This window comes from Micromonospora andamanensis, assembly GCF_016863495.1.
Classification (GTDB): domain Bacteria; phylum Actinomycetota; class Actinomycetes; order Mycobacteriales; family Micromonosporaceae; genus Micromonospora; species Micromonospora andamanensis.
Genome location: NZ_BOOZ01000064.1, coordinates 15546 through 33675, shown reverse-complemented (window position 1 = coordinate 33675; position 18130 = coordinate 15546). Strand labels below are relative to the sequence as shown.

The following is an 18130-nucleotide window of genomic DNA, read 5'->3' as shown; positions in this document are numbered from 1 at the left end:
CCCCCAACCGCAACCACCCCGAACCGGAAGGCCCGCCCCCGGTCCAAGGCAAGCCGATCAGGAGTCGGCCAGCCCAGCCGGATCCAGTGCCACGACGACGTCGCCGATGACGACTACCGCCGGTGGGCGCAGCCCTTCGGCGGTCACCGCGTCGGCCACCTCACCGAGGGTCGAGCGAAGGACCCGCTCACCGCCGGTGGTCGCCTCCTGGACCACGGCAGCCGGCGTTCCGGCCGTCCGCCCGTGCGCCAGCAGCGTGCTGGTGATCGCCCGCAGGTTCTTCAGGCCCATCAGGATCACGAGCGTGCCGCGTAGACCGGCCAGCGCGTCCCAGCGGACAAGCGAGTCCGGCGAATCCGGTGCGACGTGCCCGGACACCACTGTGAACTCGTGCGCCACCGACCTGTGGGTGACCGGGATACCTGCCGCCGCCGGGGCGGCTATCGAACTGGTCACGCCCGGCACCACGGTCACCGGTACGCCGGCCGCGGCGCAGGCGAGCAGTTCCTCTCCGCCCCGGCCGAAGACGTACGGGTCACCGCCTTTGAGCCGGACCACGAAGGCTCCCGCCAATGCCCGGTCCACCAGGATCCGATTGATCTCCTCCTGCGTCCGGGACGGACCGTAGGGGATCTTCGAGGCGTCAACCAGTTCCACTCCGGTGCGCAGCTCGTCCAGGAGCAACCCGGGCACCAGCCGGTCGGCGACGACCACGTCGGCCTCGCTGAGCAGTCGCCAGCCCTTCAGGGTGATCAGCTCCGGGTCGCCAGGTCCGGACCCGACCAGAAAGACCTGGCCGGTGCCGCCGGGCGGGGTGTTCAGCGGTGCCTGGGGGTCCGACCCGGTCAACAGCGTGCCCGTCCTGGCCTGCAGGAGAGTGCGGATGGCGTCGCGGACGCTCACCGCGCGGCGTGGGTCGCCGCCGCCGTGCACCGCCACCGTAACCGGACCGTACCGGGTCACCGCCGGGGTCCAGGCCGTCGCCGCGTTCCGGTCGTCGGCGCGTACGCAGAAGATCCGACGGGCCGCGGCGGCGGCGCTGATCTCGGCCGCCGCGACCGGGTCGTCGATGGCGACCTGCACCAGCCAGGCACCGTCAAGATCGTCGGGAGCGAACCGGCGCGGCACCCACTGCAGCCGCCCGGCGTCGACGTGCGCCCGCAGCGCCGGGGTGAGATCCGGTGCCACCAGCAGGACATCCGCGCCCGCGTCCAGCAGGGCCGGGACGCGCCGCGTGGCGACCGTCCCCCCACCGACCACGACCACGCGCAGGCCGGCCAGCCGCAGCCCGAGGGGGTACGCGTTGGCACTCACGCCGCCGCCTCGCTTCGCTCACCGGCAGCGTGAGACGCCGCACTGCTGAACCCAATGGCTCGCTCGCTCCGCTCACTCACGCCGCCGCCTCGCTTCGCTCACCGGCAGCGTGAGACGCCGCACTGCTGAACCCAATGGCTCGCTCGCTCACTTCTCGGCCACCCCGGCGGAGTCGAAGGTGGCCACCTCGTGCAGCACCCGGACCGCGCCGGTGACCACCGGCAGGGCCAGCAGCGCGCCGGTGCCCTCACCGAGTCGCAGGCCGAGGTCGATCAGGGGGGTGAGGCCCAGTTGGCGCAGCGCGACACTCGCGCCGGGCTCGGCGGAGCGATGACCGGCGACCATGGCCGCCACGGAGGCCGGGGCGAAGGCCGCCGCGGCGAGCGCGGCGGAGACCGCGATAACCCCGTCCAGCAGCACCGGTACGCGGTGCGCGGCGGCACCGAGCACGAACCCGGTGAGCGCGGCGTGTTCCAGTCCACCGACGGCGGCCAGCACGCCGAGCGGGTCCGCCGGGTCGGGGTGATGGCGACGCAGCGCGGCCCGTACCACCTCGATCTTGTGCTGGTAGGTGAGGTCGTCGACGCCGGTGCCCCGGCCGGTGGTCTCGGCGGCGTCCACGCCGGTGAAGGCGGCGATGAGCGCGGCGGCCGGGGTGGTGTTGGCGATCCCCATGTCGCCGGTGAGCAGAATGCCGGCGCCGGCGTCGACAAGCTCCTCGGCGATGGTGATGCCGACCTCGACCGCCGCCCGCGCCTCGTCCCGGGTCATCGCCGCGGTGACTGTCATGTCCCGGGTACCGCGTCGAACCGACGCGTCGACAAGTCGGGGGACGGCCGGTCCGGCCGCGCGGTCGAGAGGACCGGCACCGGCCGCGCCGTCAAGAGAGCACGTACGCTCCGGGTCGGCGACGCCTGATGGATCAGGTACCGGCAGCGGGCCGGCCACGCCGACGTCGATCACCGTCACTGAAGCTCCCGCCTGCCGGGCGAAGGCGTTGACCACCGCTCCACCGGCCAGGAAGTTGCCGACCATCTGCCCGGTGACCTCCTGCGGCCAGGGACTGACCCGCTGGGCGTGTACGCCGTGGTCGCCGGCGAAAATCGCCACCGCCGCCGGGGCGGGCACCGGCGGCGGGCAGCTGCCGGCCAGGCCGGCGAGGCGTACGGACAGGTCCTCCAGGGCGCCGAGCGAGCCGGCCGGTTTGGTCAGGCGCGCCTGCAACTGCCGGGCGGCCGTCATCGCCGGCTCGTCGGGCGGGCCGACGGCCCCGATGGTGTCTTCCAGCATCATGCCTCCATGATCTCGGCCAGCACCTCGATGAACGCGTCGGTGGTCGACCGATCCCGAACTGCGATCCGCAGCCAGTCGGAGCCGAGCCCCGGAAACGTGTCGCCCCGGCGTACCGCCCAGCCGCGCCCTCGCAGGAGGTCCCGGATCCGGTCGGCGCCGATGATCCGCACCAGCACGAAGGCGCTGGCCGGTCGGCCAGCCACGCGTACCCCGGGCAGGGCCGACAGCCGCGCGACCAGGTGGTCGCGGTCGGCCGCGAGTTGCGCGGCGATGGCGCGTTCGGCCCGGGCCGCCTCGGGGCCGGCGCAGGCAGCCGCGGCGGCCAGGGCCGGGGTGGAGACCGCCCAGAGGGGCTGTACGGCGGCCAGCCGGCGCAGCAGGGCGGCTTCTCCGAGCAGGTAGCCGATCCGCAGGCCGGCCAGCCCCCACGTCTTGGTGAGGCTGCGGACGACCACCAGGCCGGGCAGGTCCCGGCGGGCGGCAAGTGACTCGGGCTCACCGGCTACGCCTGGCGTGGCGGTGGTGTCCGCGAACGCCTCGTCGATCACGAGCACCCGACCGGGACGGGCCAGGGTGGCGAGGTCGATGGCCGGGTGCAGCACCGATGTCGGGTTCGTCGGGTTGCCGATCATCACCAGGTCGGCGTCGGCGGGTATCCGGTCCGGGTGGAGCCGGAAGCCGTCCGCCGCGTCTAGCAGCACCCGTTCCACCGTGTGTCCGGCTGCCCGCAGCGCGGCTTCCGGCTCGGTGAACTGCGGGTGCACCACCACCGGCCGTCGCAGTCCGCGCAGCGCCTGGGCAAGCAGCACGAAGCCCTCGGCGGCACCGGCGGTGAGCAGCACCTCCTCGGGTGGCCGGCGGTGCCGGGCGGCGACCGCGGCGCGAGCCGGGCGTGGGTCCGGGTACGCGGCGAGGTCGGCGAGCGAGGCCGTGATCGGCGCGGCCAGCCAGGGCGGCAGCGGTGCGCGCCGCACGTTCACGGCGAGGTCGACCAGGCCCGCCGCGACCTCGGCGTCACCGTGGTGGGTGAGGTCCGGCTCGGCCGGTGACGCGCCGGACGGCGTGGTCGGCTGGCCATGCATGACCGCGATCCTGCCGGGAAGGCGGCGCTCGGGACAGCAACCCGGAGGGTGGGCCGCATCACCACCGATCACTTCATGAGTACTTCTCATGGACGAATCGGAAATGTCATAACTTGGCGGTGTGAGCAATCGACCCCTTGCTGCCGCTGGTCGTCTCGTTCCTCTACTCCGTGCCGGGCTGATCGCCGGCATCGTCGCCGCCGCCGCCGCGTACCCGGCCGTCGCGGTGACCGGAATCGGTGCCAAGGCCACCGCGCACGCCGTGGAGAGCAAGACCCGCCTGCTGACCACCGCCCTGCCCGCCGAGACCTCCTACCTGTACGCGCCCGACGGCAAGACCGTGCTGACCATGTTCTTCGAGGAGTACCGGCAGTACACCAAGCTGGCGGACATCTCGCCCACCATGCAGCAGGCCATCGTGGCCGCCGAGGACAACCGCTTCTACCAGCATCACGGCGTCGACCCGAAGGGCGTCGCCCGCGCCTTCGTGGCTAACGCCCGCTCCAGCGGGGTCTCCCAGGGCGCCTCCACGCTCACCATGCAGTACGTGCGGATGGCGCTGCGGGACAGCGCCACCAACCCGAGGGAGGTGCAGGAGGCCACCGCGCAGACCCCGACGCGCAAGATCAAGGAGATGCGCATGGCGGTCGACCTGGAGAAGGAGTTGAGCAAGGAGGAGATTCTGGAGCGGTACCTCAACTCGGCGTACTTCGGGCACCGCGCGTACGGCATCTACGCCGCCAGCGAGATCTTCTTCTCGAAGACCCCGAAGGAGCTGACCGCCGTCGAGGCGGCCACCCTCGCCGGGCTGGTCAAGTCACCCTCCCAGTACGACCCGGCCAGCTCGGACCAGAAGGACGCCACCGCCCGGCGCAACTACGTGCTCGACAACATGGCCCGGCTCGGCTACCTCTCGCCGGACTCGGCCCAGGCGGCGAAGGGTGAACCGATCCGGCTCCGCCTGACCTACCCGCCGAACGACTGCGCCTCGGTGCCCGAGAAGTGGAACAGCTGGGGCTTCCTCTGCGACTACCTGAAGAACTGGTGGAGCGCCCAGCCGGCATTCGGGAAGAACCCGCTCCAGCGGTTGGACAAGCTACGCCGGGGTGGGTACCGGATCGTGCTGAGCATGGACCCGAAGATCCAGACAGCGGCGGAGAAGAATGTCGGCACCGAGGGGAACACCGGCAGCCCGTTCGCCAACGGCATCGTGGTCTCCGAACCCGGCACCGGTCGGGTCAAGGCGATGGCGGTGAACCGCACGTACTCGCTTGAGGTCGACGAGAATCCGCTCAGCTCCAACCCGGAGGCGGGTCCGGAGGTGCGGGCCAACTACCCGAACACGGTGGCGCCCCTGATGGGCGGCGGCGACCTGCCCGGCTACCAGGCCGGCTCGACGTTCAAGATGTTTCCCATGCTTGCCGCTCTGGACGCCGGCTTGACGCTGAACACCAGCTTCAACGCGCCGCACAGCTACCGTTCCGAGATCTACGACGGTTGGCAACCCTCGAACGCCAGCGGCGCGATGAGCGGCATGCAGACCATGTGGTCCGGTTTCGGCAAGTCGGTGAACACCTACTTCGTCTGGTTGGAGGAGCAGGTGGGTGCGGAACGGGCCGTCCGGCTGGCCGAGCAGCTGGGGCTGCGCTGGCGTACCGACGTGGACCGGGAGCACGCCTCCCCGGCGAAGGCCAACAAGTGGGGCGCCTTCACCCTTGGTGTCTCCGATGCGACGCCGCTGGAGATGGCGAACGCCTACGCCGCGGTCGCCGCCGACGGGCGCTACTGCGAGGCGCTGCCGGTGAACGCCATCTACAACCGCGACGGCACCCCGGCCATCTACACCACCCCGGGTGGCATCGAACGGGAGGTCGCCAAGCCGCGCTGCCGCCAGGTGGTGAGTGCTGACGCGGCACGCGCGGCAACCGACGCCGCCCGCTGCCCCACCGGCGACACCCCGGCCAAGGGCAGTTGCGGCGGCTGGTCCACGGCGGACAGCGTGCGCGGCACGGTGGGCCGCCCGGTCGCCGGCAAGACCGGTACCACGGACAGCACGCGATCGGCCTGGTTCGTCGGCTACACGCCGGAGCTGGCGGCCGCCAGCTTCATCTCCGACCCCGACAATCCGTTCAACGCGGTGGGCGACGGCCAGTCGCAGATCCCGATCGCGGCGGTGTCGAACACCCTCCGCGATGCCCTGAAGGGCAAACCCGTTCGGGACTTCGTCCCACCGTCGGACCGGATCGTCGGTTGACGATCAGGCCGGCGGCCCGCCGGCCGGGCCGGACACCACCACACCGGCCGGGTCGCCCGGGTCGACACCCACCTGCACGGCCGGGACACCGCCGCCCGCCTCGGCCGGGACCGTGGCCGGCTCGGCCGCAGCGGCGGCCACCAGTCGGGTCGCGATCCGCGGGTACGCCGCCCAGTGCGGGACGAGCTGGGAGGCGTGCACTCCCCGCCAGATGAACCCCTCCGGGGTGCCGCCCGGCCAGCTCCACGCCGGCCGCTGCCCGCCCCGGGGCGTGAGGACGGCCCGGTGCTCCTTGTGCCCGGTCACCACCTCGCCCCGGACGGCCACCACACTGTCGCCCTGCGCGGTCGCCTCCCGGTAGCCGACCACCAGTCCGTCCCGGAGACTGCCGATCGCGTCGATCACCCCGCACATCGGCAGCCCGTCCAGCTCCCGGGCCAGCCAGAGCAGGCCGGCCCCCTCGGCGATCACCGGCTGGCCGGTGCGGGCCAGTTCGGCGACGGCGATGCAGAGCCGCCGGTTGGCCGAGAGCTGCTCCGCGTACGACTCGGGCAGGGCGCCGCCGACCACCAGAGCCCGGGTGCCGGCTGGCAGCACCTCGTCGGTGAACGGGTTGAGCGGCACCACCTCCGCACCGGCGGCCCGCAGCAGTTCGGCGGTTTCGGCGTGGCTGAAGCTGCCGCCCGGTCCACCCACGAGCGCCACGACCGGGCGGGCGGCACCGGCCGGCACCGGCGCAGCCCCCTCGGCGGCGCCCAGCGGCGACCACGGCTGCACACCCAGCGCCGGTGCCGAGCGGGCCAACCCGATCAGCCGCTCCAGGTCGACGGTGGCGGTCACCGCCTCACCCAGCCGCCGGACCGCCCGGGTGGCCTCGCCGGCGCCTTCGACCACCGGCACCACCCCGTGCCGCCGCGAGGGCAGCACCGAGGGCAGATCCTGACGGCGCAACGCTCCGTAGACCGGGATGCCGATGTCGTCGAGCGCCTCGCGCAGCAGCGCCTCGTGCCGGGCCGAGGCGACCCGGTTGAGGATCACCCCACCGATCCACAACTGTTCGTCATACGCCCGGAAGCCGTGCACCAGGGCGGCCACCGACTGGCCCATCGCGGCGACGTCGACCACAAGCACCACCGGGCTGCGCAGCGCGGTGGCCACCGCGGCGGTGGACTCGGTCTCACTGCGTCCGGTCAGGCTGTCGTACAGGCCCATGCTGCCCTGCACCACGGCCAAGTCCGTACCGTCCGCGCCGTGCAGCAGCAGCGGGGCGACGCGTTCGGCGCCCACCAGGCGCGGATCCAGGGTGCGTCCCGGCCGACCGCTGGCCAGCCCGAGGTACGCCGCGTCCACCTGATCCGGCCCGATCTTGAAGCCGGACACGTCGAGACCCCGGTCGGCGAACGCAGCGAGCAGGCCGATGGCCAGTGCGTTCTTGCCGTGTCCGGAGGAGGGGGCACTGAGCACCAGACGCGGCACGACGGTCATCATCGACTCCTCGCCAGCGGTCGGCGTGCCGACCGTCGGCGCGCTCCGCCCGCGTGACGATAGCTGAACCGGGCGCTCCGCAGGCACCCCTGTGCCACCCGTCCGGTCCAGGTCAGGCGGGTCCGTGGCGGACCGCCCCGACACCGGTACGCTCCGCCACCACCGAGCGACAGTCGGCCGCTTCCGGCAGGGGCCACTGCCTGCGGCGGTCGAGGGCGGTCAGGGCGCGCGGGTGCGGTGGTGGGTCGGCACAGTGGCGGCGGTCACACGGGTAATCTCGTGGCGTGTACCGGTTCCTGCTGACGCCGCGCTGGCTGGGCCTTCTCGTGCTGGCCCTGGCCGCCGCCACGGTGATGGTGCTGCTCGGCAACTGGCAGCTGGACCGCTACCACGGCCGCACCGCGATCAACGAGCGCATCGACGCCGGACTGCGGATGGACCCGGTGCCGCTGCGGGAGGCGCTGCCCGCGCCGACCGGTGGCCCCGGCACGGTCGGTCCGCCACCGGCGCAGGAACGGACCTTCACCCGGGTCACCGTGACCGGCCGCTACGACACCGACAACATCGTCCTGGTGCGGGGCCGCACGGTCGACAGCCGGGTCGGCTTCGAGGTGGTCACCCCGCTGGTGCTGGCCGACGGCACCGCCGTCCTGGTGGACCGGGGCTGGATCCCGCCGGCCCCGGGCGGGGCGCTGGCCCAGCCGGACGTGCCACCGGCGCCGGCCGGTGAGGTGACGGTCGAGGGTCGGGTGCACGCGAGCGAGAGCGGCGACGCCAAGGTGTCCCGCCGCGAGGGCCGGGTGGAGAGCCGCCGGGTCTCCGTCCCCCAGCTCGCCGGCGAGCTGCCGTACCCGGTGCACGGCGCGTACCTGCTCCTCGACGAGCAGACGCCGGCGGCCGACCCGGCGTTCCGGGCGGTGTCGATCGGCCACGCCAACAACTGGCAGAACCTCGGCTACGTCGTCCAGTGGTGGATCTTCGCGGCGATGACTGTGGTCGGCTACGGCTGGGTCGCCCGCCGCGAGGCCCGCCGGATCGCCGGGGTGGTCGACGAGCGCCCCCGGGACCGGGCCGCCGACTCCGGTACGCCAGCCACCAGCTGACCGTTCACCCGGGCGAACGGCCCACGTGTATCGCGCGGACCGCGTCGATGGTGTCCGCCTCGGCCGCCGACTTGTCGTCCCGGTAGCGGACCACCCGGGCGAACCGCAGGGCGACCCCGCCGGGATAGCGCGAACTGGTCTGCACACCGTCGACGGCAATCTCCACGACCTGCTCGGGCCGGACCCGGACGACCCAGTCCCCGCGCTCCACCGCGAGGCCGAGGAAGCGCTCGGTCTGCCAGCGCAGCAGCTCGTCGGTGAGCCCCTTGAAGGTCTTGCCGAGCATCACGAACCCACCGGCGCCCGGGTCACGGGCGCCCAGGTGCAGGTTCGACAACCACCCGGTACGCCGACCGCTGCCCCACTCGACGGCGAGCACCACCAGGTCGAGGGTGTGCCGGGGCTTCACCTTGACCCAGGCCGCGCCGCGCCGACCGGCGTCGTAGGGCGCGTCGGGCGCCTTGACCACCACGCCTTCCTGGCCCGCGTCGAGCGCGGCGGCGAACGCCTCGCCGGCCCGCTCCGGGTCGTCCACCTCCATCCGCCCGACCAGCAGCGACGCGTCAGCAGTGCCGCGCAGCGCCGCCCATCGTTCCCGGCCGGGCAGGTCGATCAGATCCGCCCCGTCGAGGTGGAGCAGGTCGAAGAAGTACGGCGTGAGCACCGTCTCCCCGGTGCGCTCGGCGGCGGCGCGCACCGCAGGCGCGACAGGTGCCCCGGCGTTGGAGCCGGCTCGGCGGGCGGCGGCACTTGACGTCTGCTGGAACGGCAGCGGCCGGCCGGCGGCGTCCAGCCCGATGGCCTCCCCGTCGAGGACGATCTCCCGCGCGGGCAGGCTCCGCACGGCGGCGACCACCTCGGGCACCCGGGCGGTGATCTCGTCGAGGCTGCGGGAGAACACCGCGATGTCGGAACCACTGCGGTGCACCTGAATGCGGATGCCGTCGAGCTTCACGTCAACCACCGCCGGCAGACCTGTGGCGGCGAGCGCCTCGTCGACTGTGGACGCGCTCTGCGCCAGCATCGGCGCGAGGGGCCGACCCACCCGCAGCCCGAACTCGGCGAGCGCGGCGGCACCGCCGCCCAGGGCGGCCACCGCCACCGCCCGCAGGTCTCCCGCGAGCAGCAACGCCCGGCGTACGACCGCGACGGAGACCCCGGCAGCCCGGGCGACCGCGTCGGCGAGCAGCCCGGCCTGGGCGCCGTGCCGCAGCTCGCCGAGGAACAGGCCGGTCAGTAGACGCTGCTCGTCGGCGGTGGCGGCGGCGTAGAGCGCGTGCAGCAGCGCCCGACGACGAGCCTGTGAGCCGGCGCCGTGCACGGCCGCAATCTCGTCGATCGCGGCGTCGACGGCCGACACTGTCAGGGTCGGCTCGGCGGCCGGCGGCGGCAAATCACGCAGGCTGGCCCAGCCGACGCCGGTCTGCCGCTGGCGCAGCTCACCGGCGAGCCAGCCGGAGCCCGCCGCCACCTCGTGCGGATCGAGCCGCCGCAGCGCGTCGGCGAGCAGCTCCACCTTGGCCCGACGACCGCTGGTGGCGCCTACGGCCGCGGAGGTGGCAGCCAGGTCAAGGAACCGCACGACCTCATCCTGCCAGCCACCACCGACAACCGGCGCAACGTCAGGCCGGGACCGGTTCCTCGATTCGCAGCCCGCGGGCCCGGACGCCGTCGGCGATCCGGGACAGCGACGCATCCAGGGCGACCAGGGCGGCGGACAGCTCGCCGAGCTGTTCCTTGAGCGTGTCGTCGGGCCACGCGGAGACGTCGACGTCCCCCAGAGCGATGACGGCGGCCTCCAGGCGGGCCAGAACCTCGTTCGTACGCATGTTCGAGAGGCTACAACAGCCCCGCGTCCGACACACCGGAAACGGCCACTGCAGGCACGAAGTTACGGTTTCACCCGCGACCCGCCTCAGCCACCCTGGCCAGCAGCAACGCCTCGGCGAGGCAGACCCGGGCGAACTCGCCGAGGTGCAGGCTCTCGTTCGGCCCGTGCGCCCGGGCGTGCGGGTCCTCCACCCCGGTCACCAGGATCGCCGCCTGCGGGAACATCTCCTGGAAGGTGGCGATGAACGGAATGGAGCCGCCGACGCCGATCTCCACCGCGTCGGTGCCGTCCCACGCGGTGCGGAAGGCCGACCGGGCCGCGTCGAACATCGGGCCGCTGGCGTCGATCACGCAGGGGGCACCGTCGTGCTCGAAGGTCACCTCGACCTGGGCCCCCCACGGCGCGTACTTCTCCAGGTGGGCCCGGAGTGCCCCGTACGCCTGCTTCGGTTCGTCGCCCGGCGCCAGCCGTACGCTCAGTTTGGCCTTGGCCGCCGGCACCAGCGCGTTCGGCGCCTCGCCGGTGGCCGGGGCGTCGATGCCGAGCACGGCGAGCGCCGGCTTGGTCCACAGCCGGTCGGTGATCCGGCCGGTGCCGAACAGCCGCACGCCGTCGGCCAGCCCGGCCTCGGCCCGGAACCGGTCCTCGGGGTAGTCGACGCGGGCCGCTTCCCGGCCGACCAGCCCGGCCACCGCGACGTTCCCGGCGTCGTCGTGCAGGGTGGCGAGCAGCCGGACCAGGGTGGTCAGCGCGTCCGGGACGGCACCGCCGAACATGCCGCTGTGCACCGCGTGTTCCAGCGTCCGCACCTCGACGAAGCAGTTGACGATGCCGCGCAACGACGTGGTCAGCGCCGGTACGCCGACATCCCAGTTGGTCGAGTCGGCGATCACGATGACGTCGGCGGCGAGCTCGTCCCGGTGCTCGGCGAGCAGCTGCTCAAGAGAGTCGGAGCCGTACTCCTCCTCCCCCTCGACGAACACCACCACCCCGACCGGCAGCCGGTCAGCGTACGCGCGCAGCGCCGCGACGTGCGCCATGATGCCGGCCTTGTCGTCGGCGGCACCCCGCCCGTACAGCCGGCCGTCCCGCTCCACCGGCTCGAACGGGTCGGACTCCCACAACCTCGGATCGCCGATCGGCTGCACGTCGTGGTGGGCGTAGAGCATGACCGTCGGTGCACCGGGCGGCGCCGGCTTCCGGCCGATGACCGCGGGCTGACCACCGGCCCGCGCCACCTCCACGTCCAGGCCGCAGCCGCGCAGCAACTCGGCCACCGCCTCCGCGGACCGCTCCAGGTGCGAATGGTCGAAGCCGTCGAAGGCGATGCCGGGAATGCGGACGAGACGCTCCAGGTCGGCGCGGACGCCGGGCAGTTCCCGCGCCACGGCCTCCCGCAGGTCGGACTCGGTCATGATCGGTGTGGTCATGACCGGCATCGTATGCCGGCCTTACCGAACGGCGCGGGCGGCGTCGCCAACCGCTATCCGGCAGTAGTAGCGCTCGGCGACGTGCGGTAGGGCTGGTGCGCCGTCGACGAGCAGGTCGGCACGGGCCTCGGTACCGTCGGCGGCGAAGTGGGCGCGTTCGGTGACGTGCCAGCGGCGCAGTTCCGGCAGAATCGCCGGACCGTCGCGGGCCACCGCCCGGTTCAGCCGCAACTGCTGCGGTGCGGTGACGAAGACCGCCAGGGTCAGGTCCGGCGCGACGACGGCCCGGGCCGCGCTGACCCCTTCCACGATCAGCACCGGCGCGACCGGAACCGGCACCGGGGCGGGTAGGAAGCGCCGTCGCACCCAGCTGTACCGCCGGTAGGCACCGGCCTGCCCGGCCCGTACCGGCGCCAGCACCTGCTCCTCCAACCGGTCCCAGAAACTGAGCTGGTCGTCCCAGCCGTCGAGCAGGTCGTCGGTGTGCACCACAGCTGGCCGAGCGGCGTCGGGCAGCTCGGCCGCGAGGGCGTCGGCCAGGCGCGCCGTGAAGACCGTCTTGCCGGCACCGCTGGGCCCGTCGACGGCCACCAACCGGGTACGCCCCAGCCGGCCCGCCACGGCCAGCACCCGTCGGGCCAGCCCGGCGTACTCCTCGAAGACCACCACCACGGGCACCGACGTTACCGATCGGGTTGTCCCCGGCCACTTCGGACCGCAGGGCACACCGCCGGACGGCATGATCGTGGCGTGTCCCATTCCGTGATGAGTCCCGGTGTCGAGGCGTTGCTGGAGCAGGCCCGCGCGGGCATGACCCGGTTGACCCCGCAGGAGACGGTGCAGGCCGCGACCCGGGGAGCGCTCGTGATCGACACGCGCACCGACGCACAGCGTCGGGAACAGGGCGACCTGCCCGGCGTCATCGTGATCGACCGGACGGTGCTGGAGTGGCGGCTCGACCCGGCCAGTGACTGGCGGATTCCCGAGGCGACCGGCTACGACCTGGAGATCGTCGTGGTGTGCCGGCAGGGTTACAGCTCCAGCCTCGCCGCGGCGAGTCTGCGCGCCCTGGGCCTGCACCGGGCCACTGACATGATCGGCGGGGTGGAGGCGTGGCGATCAGCCGGCCTGCCCTTCTCCGACCAGACCGCCGACGTCCGCCCCTGAGTCAGTCCGCCATCAGGTCCAGGGTCTGCCTGGCATACTCCATCGCCAACTCCTCGGTCTGGGCATCGTCCGGCACCTGCGGCGCGATGAAGTTGAAGTGCACGTGGGCGACGGCCGTTCCGGCCATCGCCGCCGCCATCGCCATCCTGGACGTCACCGGCCCGTCGTACGGCTCCGGCGGATCGGTCATCGGGCCGCTGTCCGGTGGGATCGACACCCAGGCGCCGTCACCGACCCCGCTGACCTCCCGGGCGATGCCCTGCGCTCCGGCTGGCGGCGGACCGCCCAGCGACTCGCGGGCCTCCGCCGGCGACGGCGCGACCAGCATGGTGATGGTGACCGCGTGGATCGCCAGGGGGTCCCTCGACACCGCGCTGAGTACGCAGCTCTTTCGGTCCGGCCGGTCGGGACGGTCCCGCACCTGCGTTGTCCCGCCGGCCACGTCGAGCAGCGGCTGGTGGTCGAGTTTGGTGCAGAAATCGTCCACGACCCGGTAGGACGCGGCGGGTGACGGGGATGAGCTCCCTGACGGGTCTGCGGTGCCGGCGCAGCCGGCGAGCGCGACCGGAAGCAACAGGACGAGCCAGCTCCGGCGACGGGTATCGACCATCACGAGATCGTGCCACAGTGGATCACTCCCTCGGTACCCGCCGGCCTCGCACGCCAGTTCCCGAGGTCAACGTCGTGGGGCGCCGGGTGGGACGAACGGTAGGTCGGTCGGGGCCCTGTCCTCGATGAGCCGCCACAGGGCGTCGGTGTCGAGGTGCTCCTCGACCAGGTCACCGAGCAGGTCGAGGTTGCGTTCGCGAGCGGCGGCGAAGGACGTGTCCGGCGCGACCTGGAATCCGGTACGCCCGGCGAGGCGGGCCACCCGGGTGAGGAACCACCGGCGGAACTCGTCCGATTCGAATGTGCCGTGCCAGTGGGTGCCGTGCACGACGCCGTGCATCGCGCCCTCGTCGGCACCGTCGGTGTAGCGCAGCAACGGGGTCAGGTGCGGGTCCGCGGTCGAGACGTACCCGTGGTGGATCTCGTAGCCGTGGACCGGAACGTCACTGTCGACGCTGCCCACCGCGGGCCGGACGGTCTTGCGCCGGTCGAAGGTGATCTCGATGGGCAGCAGTCCGAGACCGGGCACGGTGCCCTGTCGGCTCTCCACCGGGTCGTGGATGGCCCGGGCCAGCATCTGGTAGCCACCGCAGATGCCGAGCACCGGACGGCCCGCCGCGACGTGCGCGGTGACAGCGTCGGCGAGGCCCGTCTCACGTAGCCAGGCCAGATCGGCCACTGTCGACTTCGAGCCGGGCAGCACCACCAGGTCGGCGGCGGCGAGTTCGGCCGGCTCGACAGTCAGCCGTACCCGCACGCCCGGCTCGGTGGCCAGGGCCTCCACGTCGGTGGCGTTGCTGATCCGGGGCAGCCGCAGCACCGCCACGTCGAGCCATTCGGTGCCGCGTGGGGCCGCCGGCCGACCGAGCACCCGGCCGTAGGCGAGCGAGTCCTCCGCGTCGAGCCACAGGTCCAACGCCCAGGGCAGCACCCCGTACGTCGGGCGACCGGTGAGCTGACCCAGCATCGCCAGCCCGGGGGCGAGCAGGCCCAGGTCACCCCGGAACTTGTTGACCACGAAGCCGGCGATCAGGGCCTGGTCGGCGGGGTCGAGCAGGGCGAGAGTGCCGAACATGGCGGCGAACACGCCACCCCTGTCGATGTCGCCGACCACGATCGTGGGCAGCCGTGCCTGCCGGGCCAGGCCCATGTTCACGTAGTCGCCGTCGCGCAGGTTGATCTCCGCCGGGCTGCCGGCCCCCTCACAGATCACCACGTCGTACTCCGACCGCAACTCGGTCAGGGCCGCGTAGGCGGTCTCGGCGAGCCGGGGACGCAGCGTCCGGAAGGTGCCGGCGGTGATCGTGTCGACGGCCTGGCCGAGCAGCACCACCTGACTGGCCAGGTCGCTGCCGGGCTTGAGCAGCACCGGGTTGAACCTCAGGTCCGGCGCGAGCCCACAGGCCGCCGCCTGCATCGCCTGCGCCCGGCCGATCTCGCCGCCCCGGCCGTCGGGCCCGAGCACCACTGCGGAGTTGTTCGACATGTTCTGCGCCTTGAAGGGCGCCACCTTCACACCTCGGCGGTGCAGCCACCGGCAGATGCCGGCGGTGAGCACGCTCTTGCCGGCGTCCGAGGTCGTCCCGGCCACCAGCAGTCCACCGGTCACCGACGACCCCGCAGCCGGACCGGGCGCAGGGTCCGCAGTGCTCGAAGCGTCGGGAGCTGTCGAATGTCGCCGAGCGGCCGGACGGCCGGGATGGGGCGAAGGGTCAGCAGCGGTCGGAGCGTGCGGCGGGAAGCGGTGCCGACCAGCCGCCCCGCGGTCAGCGGGTACACCGCCGCGAGACCGAGCGCCGCCAGCCCGACCGCCCGGGATATCCGGGCGGCCCGGCCCAGATGCCGCGCCTCGGGACGAGGACCGTCACCGAGCAACGGACGCACCTCCGTGCGGCCGAAGTACACGTTGCGTCCACCCAGCCGTACGCCCAGCGCCCCGGCCATCGCCGCCTCACACTGCCCGGCATTGGGGCTGGGATGGTCGCCGCGGTCCCGTCGCCACACCCGCCAGGCCCGTTCCCGGTCGCCCTTGCCGACCGGCGCCAGCGCCACGGTCAGCAGCCCGGTCAGCCGCGCGGGCACCAGGTTGAGCAGGTCGTCCAGGCGGGCAGCCGGCGTACCGAACCGGGCGTAACGGACGTTACGGTGGCCGACCATCGCGTCGAGGGTGTTCGCCGCGCGGTAGCCGAGCAGGCCGGGCAGCCCAGCGACCGCGCCCCAGACCAGTGGAGCGACCACCGCGTCGGAGGTGTTCTCCGCCACCGACTCCACAGTCGCGCGGGCGAGTTCGGGCTCGTCGAGCGTCGACGGATCCCGCCCGCAGAGGTGCCCGAGCCGCTGTCGAGCGGCCGGCAGGTCACCACCGCGCAGTGAGCGGCCCATCGTCTTCGCCTCGTGGCGCAGGCTGCGCCCGCCCAGCACCGCCCAGGTGCCGGCGGCGACCAGCACCGCACGGGTCACCGGACGGTGCCGGGTACCGACGGTGGCGGCCACACCCAGCACCACCGGCGCCCCGACGCAGAGCGCGGCGAAGACCCCGCCGGCCAGTCGGTCGGGCCGGTAGAGACGACGTTCCAGGGCGGCGGCGGCCCGGCCGAAACCGGCCACCGGGTGGCCCCGGCGGGGGTCGCCGAACACGGCGTCCAACGCGTAGCCCGCGACGAGTCCCGTCGCGTTCGCCACCGCACCCGCGTGTCGCACGGCGTATCACCCCCGGGCGGCCAGCCTAGCCGAGTCGAGCACCCGGCTCGGCCCGGCGGAGCCCGTCCCCGCCACGGCCTTCCCGGTGAGACGTCGTCGGGCACCGAACGGCCGAGCCGGCTGCCGCCACCCTGGCGGTGGGTGACCGGACACCTCAGCTACCCGGTCACCCGATCGCCAGTGGCGAGCGTCCGCGCCGCACACCGTCAGGCGACATGTCCGGCAGTCATCACCGGGGACACCTTCCGCGCGTCGTCAGACGGGCTGCGGCAGCCGACCGCGCCCTCGCCGGCCACGCCCGGTCGCGGCATCGCCCGCCCCCGATTCCTCCGGGCGCACCGCCGACTCGGCCTCGGCCCCGGTGCCGTCCGCGGGCACCGGGGCCAGGTCGTCGGAGACGCTCTCCCCGACGACGTCCAACTCGTCCAACTCTTCCGACGCCGGCTGGTCGGTGCCGGACGAGTCGAACCCGCGCGCAGAACCCGGGTCGAACCCGCCGGGCGGACCGGAGTCGGGACTCCCGGCGAGACCGGCCCCGAAGCTGGACAGGTCGGGCAGCTCGAAGTCGTCGTCGACCGGGCGATGGTCGGGCCGGGCCGGCGCCTCCTCGTCCGGCACCGGCTCGGTCGGCTCGCCGTGCACCCGCTGCTCGGCGTCGGCGTCGGAGACCGCGCTGGTGGCCAGCGCGGGGCGGTTACGCAGGAACCTCCCACGCCCCCGGGACAGGTCGTGGCCGACCGCGACGGCCTCCAACTCGTACAGGGTGCGATGGTTGCCGGCGTCGTCGATCCAGTCACGGGTGTAGAGGCGGCCACAGACCACCACGGGGTCGCCGATCATCACCGAGGCGGCAACTCCCTCGGCGAGTTTGCGCCAGCAGTTGACGCGTACCCGCAGGCTGTTGCCGTCGACCCAGCGACCGCTGTCGCGGTCGAGGCGTCGGGCGGTCGAGGCGACCTTGAAGTTGGCCACCAGGGTGTTGCTCTGCGTGGTGCGACGCCACTCCGGCGCGGTCAGAACATTTCCGACAATCGTCATGTAGGTATCGAACATCGTCCCTCCTCGAAGGGGTCGGGGGCGGGTCTCCGGCGAGTCGACTCGTCACCGAGCCTGCGGCCCGGGGCCCGTCGCGGGCAGCCCGGGAGGCGGCACCTGTGGATGGCCGGACCACCTGTGGACGAACGCCTGATCAAGGTCCCGATGTGGTAGGCCGATCGGCCCTGACCCACCGGCCAGCCGACCTCCGATGATCAACAGGGGGCGGAAATGGTCACGTTCCGGACGGAGCCGACCTGGGTAGAGATCCCGTCAGCGCATCTGTGAGCACGACGTCGAACGAAAGGGTCAGCGATCATGATGATGACCATCACCCGTTCCACCCGCCTCGCGGGGCAGGTGCGGCGATGAGCGCCGTGCAGGACCCGGCCACCGTGGCCCAGTGCCTCCGGCTCGGCGCCGGCTTCGCCGACCGTGAGCGGGGCCGGATCGTCGAGCAGTTCAGCACGCTCGACGCCCGCCTGGCCGGCTTCCACGCCGACGCCACCGACATGGAGCTGTCGGTGAAGGACCGGGAGGCCAAGGGCCAGAAGGTCACCCTGGAGTGCTGGATCGCCGGCCGGCAGCGGATCGTCGCCACCTCGACCGAGGAGGACCTGCACGCCGCGCTCAACGACGTCCGCGACGACCTGCGTCGTCAACTGAACGATTCGAAGACCCGGCAGGAGCCTCGCAACAACAAGCACCTGCGGGTCAACGAACCGCCTGGCCCGGCCGCCTCGATCGACGAGCTTGCCGGCGCCGGAACGACCGACGAGAAGTGATCGCGTGGCCGGGCGGTAGACGACCGGCCGCCCGCTCACCGT

At 73.0% G+C, this 18130-nt stretch carries 14 protein-coding genes and 2 pseudogenes; 4 read left to right on the top strand and 12 right to left on the bottom strand.

Translation table 11 applies throughout. The features are described 5' to 3' along the window. Positions 1-57 precede the first annotated feature (57 nt). From cobA to cobC, 3 genes are all read right to left on the bottom strand, one after another. Positions 58-1314: a uroporphyrinogen-III C-methyltransferase gene (gene cobA / locus Van01_RS30395; RefSeq protein WP_204014910.1), complete on the bottom strand. Its 1257-nt coding sequence runs from the start codon at positions 1312-1314 to the stop codon at positions 58-60. A gap of 147 nt (positions 1315-1461) precedes the next feature. Next, positions 1462-2604 (bottom strand): nicotinate-nucleotide--dimethylbenzimidazole phosphoribosyltransferase, encoded by a 1143-nt coding sequence (locus Van01_RS30390; RefSeq protein WP_204014915.1) that lies wholly within the window; start codon positions 2602-2604, stop codon positions 1462-1464. Further along, a complete protein-coding gene (gene cobC / locus Van01_RS30385; RefSeq protein WP_204014907.1) occupies positions 2604-3689 on the bottom strand; it encodes an Rv2231c family histidinol phosphate aminotransferase CobC in 1086 nt (361 codons plus the stop codon). The genes Van01_RS30390 and cobC overlap by 1 nt, the downstream gene beginning before the upstream one ends. A gap of 121 nt (positions 3690-3810) precedes the next feature. Here cobC and Van01_RS30380 point away from each other — a divergent pair, with 121 nt between their 5' ends. Then, complete coding sequence (locus tag Van01_RS30380; RefSeq protein WP_204014904.1) at positions 3811-5943, top strand: transglycosylase domain-containing protein; 2133 nt, start codon at positions 3811-3813, stop codon at positions 5941-5943. 3 nt (positions 5944-5946) lie between these two features. Here Van01_RS30380 and Van01_RS30375 read toward each other — a convergent pair whose 3' ends face one another. Next, on the bottom strand, positions 5947-7428 hold the full coding sequence (locus tag Van01_RS30375; RefSeq protein WP_204014901.1) for a cobyrinic acid a,c-diamide synthase CobB: 1482 nt from the start codon (positions 7426-7428) through the stop codon (positions 5947-5949). A gap of 284 nt (positions 7429-7712) precedes the next feature. On the opposite strand from Van01_RS30375, the gene Van01_RS30370 reads away from it, so the two are divergent. Beyond that, complete coding sequence (locus tag Van01_RS30370) at positions 7713-8531, top strand: SURF1 family cytochrome oxidase biogenesis protein (RefSeq protein WP_204014898.1); 819 nt, start codon at positions 7713-7715, stop codon at positions 8529-8531. 4 nt (positions 8532-8535) lie between these two features. Here the strand turns inward: Van01_RS30370 and Van01_RS30365 are convergent, their stop codons facing one another. The 4 genes and pseudogenes from Van01_RS30365 to Van01_RS30350 form a co-directional block, all read right to left on the bottom strand. Continuing rightward, positions 8536-10113 carry an ATP-dependent DNA ligase gene (locus tag Van01_RS30365; protein WP_204014895.1) on the bottom strand — a complete coding sequence of 526 codons (1578 nt, stop codon included), beginning with the start codon at positions 10111-10113 and terminating at the stop codon, positions 8536-8538. Between the two features lie 40 nt (positions 10114-10153). After that, positions 10154-10360 (bottom strand): hypothetical protein, encoded by a 207-nt coding sequence (locus tag Van01_RS30360; RefSeq protein ID WP_155220929.1) that lies wholly within the window; start codon positions 10358-10360, stop codon positions 10154-10156. A gap of 70 nt (positions 10361-10430) precedes the next feature. Next, positions 10431-11792, bottom strand: a complete 1362-nt coding sequence (locus Van01_RS30355; protein ID WP_204014892.1) for a dipeptidase — start codon at positions 11790-11792, stop codon at positions 10431-10433. Further along, positions 11767-12551, bottom strand: a pseudogene (locus Van01_RS30350) (uridine kinase family protein); the annotation flags it as partial. The pseudogene Van01_RS30350 and the gene Van01_RS30355, both read right to left, overlap by 26 nt. Before the next feature lie 6 nt (positions 12552-12557). Between Van01_RS30350 and Van01_RS30345 the strand changes: the two are divergent. After that, complete coding sequence (locus tag Van01_RS30345; protein ID WP_239099394.1) at positions 12558-12959, top strand: rhodanese-like domain-containing protein; 402 nt, start codon at positions 12558-12560, stop codon at positions 12957-12959. Between the two features lies 1 nt (position 12960). Here the strand turns inward: Van01_RS30345 and Van01_RS30340 are convergent, their stop codons facing one another. The 4 genes and pseudogenes from Van01_RS30340 to Van01_RS30325 all read right to left on the bottom strand — a co-directional run bounded on the left by Van01_RS30340 (position 12961) and on the right by Van01_RS30325 (position 17321). Continuing rightward, the gene (locus Van01_RS30340; protein WP_204014886.1) at positions 12961-13569 is read right to left on the bottom strand and encodes a hypothetical protein; all 609 of its coding nucleotides are present in this window, start codon (positions 13567-13569) and stop codon (positions 12961-12963) included. Positions 13570-13635: 66 nt separating this feature from the next. Continuing rightward, a complete protein-coding gene (locus Van01_RS30335) occupies positions 13636-15177 on the bottom strand; it encodes a cobyric acid synthase (RefSeq protein WP_204014884.1) in 1542 nt (513 codons plus the stop codon). A 116-nt stretch (positions 15178-15293) separates the two neighbouring features. Then, positions 15294-16268: pseudogene (locus tag Van01_RS30330) on the bottom strand (cobalamin biosynthesis protein); the annotation flags it as partial. 255 nt (positions 16269-16523) lie between these two features. Continuing rightward, on the bottom strand, positions 16524-17321 hold the full coding sequence (locus Van01_RS30325; RefSeq protein WP_204014880.1) for a single-stranded DNA-binding protein: 798 nt from the start codon (positions 17319-17321) through the stop codon (positions 16524-16526). 350 nt (positions 17322-17671) lie between these two features. Between Van01_RS30325 and Van01_RS30320 the strand changes: the two genes are divergently transcribed. Next, the gene (locus Van01_RS30320; RefSeq protein ID WP_204014878.1) at positions 17672-18088 is read left to right on the top strand and encodes an HPF/RaiA family ribosome-associated protein; all 417 of its coding nucleotides are present in this window, start codon (positions 17672-17674) and stop codon (positions 18086-18088) included. Positions 18089-18130 lie beyond the last annotated feature (42 nt).

Bases quoted from the DNA above. Each gene is read 5' to 3' on its own strand.
- Van01_RS30390 (WP_204014915.1), bottom strand. From the start codon at position 2,604: ATGCTGGAAGACACCATCGGGGCCGTCGGCCCGCCCGACGAGCCGGCG.
- cobC (WP_204014907.1), bottom strand. From the start codon at position 3,689: ATGCATGGCCAGCCGACCACGCCGTCCGGCGCGTCACCGGCCGAGCCG.
- Van01_RS30375 (WP_204014901.1), bottom strand. From the start codon at position 7,428: ATGACCGTCGTGCCGCGTCTGGTGCTCAGTGCCCCCTCCTCCGGACAC.
- Van01_RS30360 (WP_155220929.1), bottom strand. From the start codon at position 10,360: ATGCGTACGAACGAGGTTCTGGCCCGCCTGGAGGCCGCCGTCATCGCT.
- Van01_RS30355 (WP_204014892.1), bottom strand. From the start codon at position 11,792: ATGACCACACCGATCATGACCGAGTCCGACCTGCGGGAGGCCGTGGCG.
- Van01_RS30345 (WP_239099394.1), top strand. From the start codon at position 12,558: ATGAGTCCCGGTGTCGAGGCGTTGCTGGAGCAGGCCCGCGCGGGCATG.
- Van01_RS30340 (WP_204014886.1), bottom strand. From the start codon at position 13,569: ATGGTCGATACCCGTCGCCGGAGCTGGCTCGTCCTGTTGCTTCCGGTC.
- Van01_RS30325 (WP_204014880.1), bottom strand. From the start codon at position 17,321: ATGTTCGATACCTACATGACGATTGTCGGAAATGTTCTGACCGCGCCG.
- Van01_RS30320 (WP_204014878.1), top strand. From the start codon at position 17,672: ATGAGCGCCGTGCAGGACCCGGCCACCGTGGCCCAGTGCCTCCGGCTC.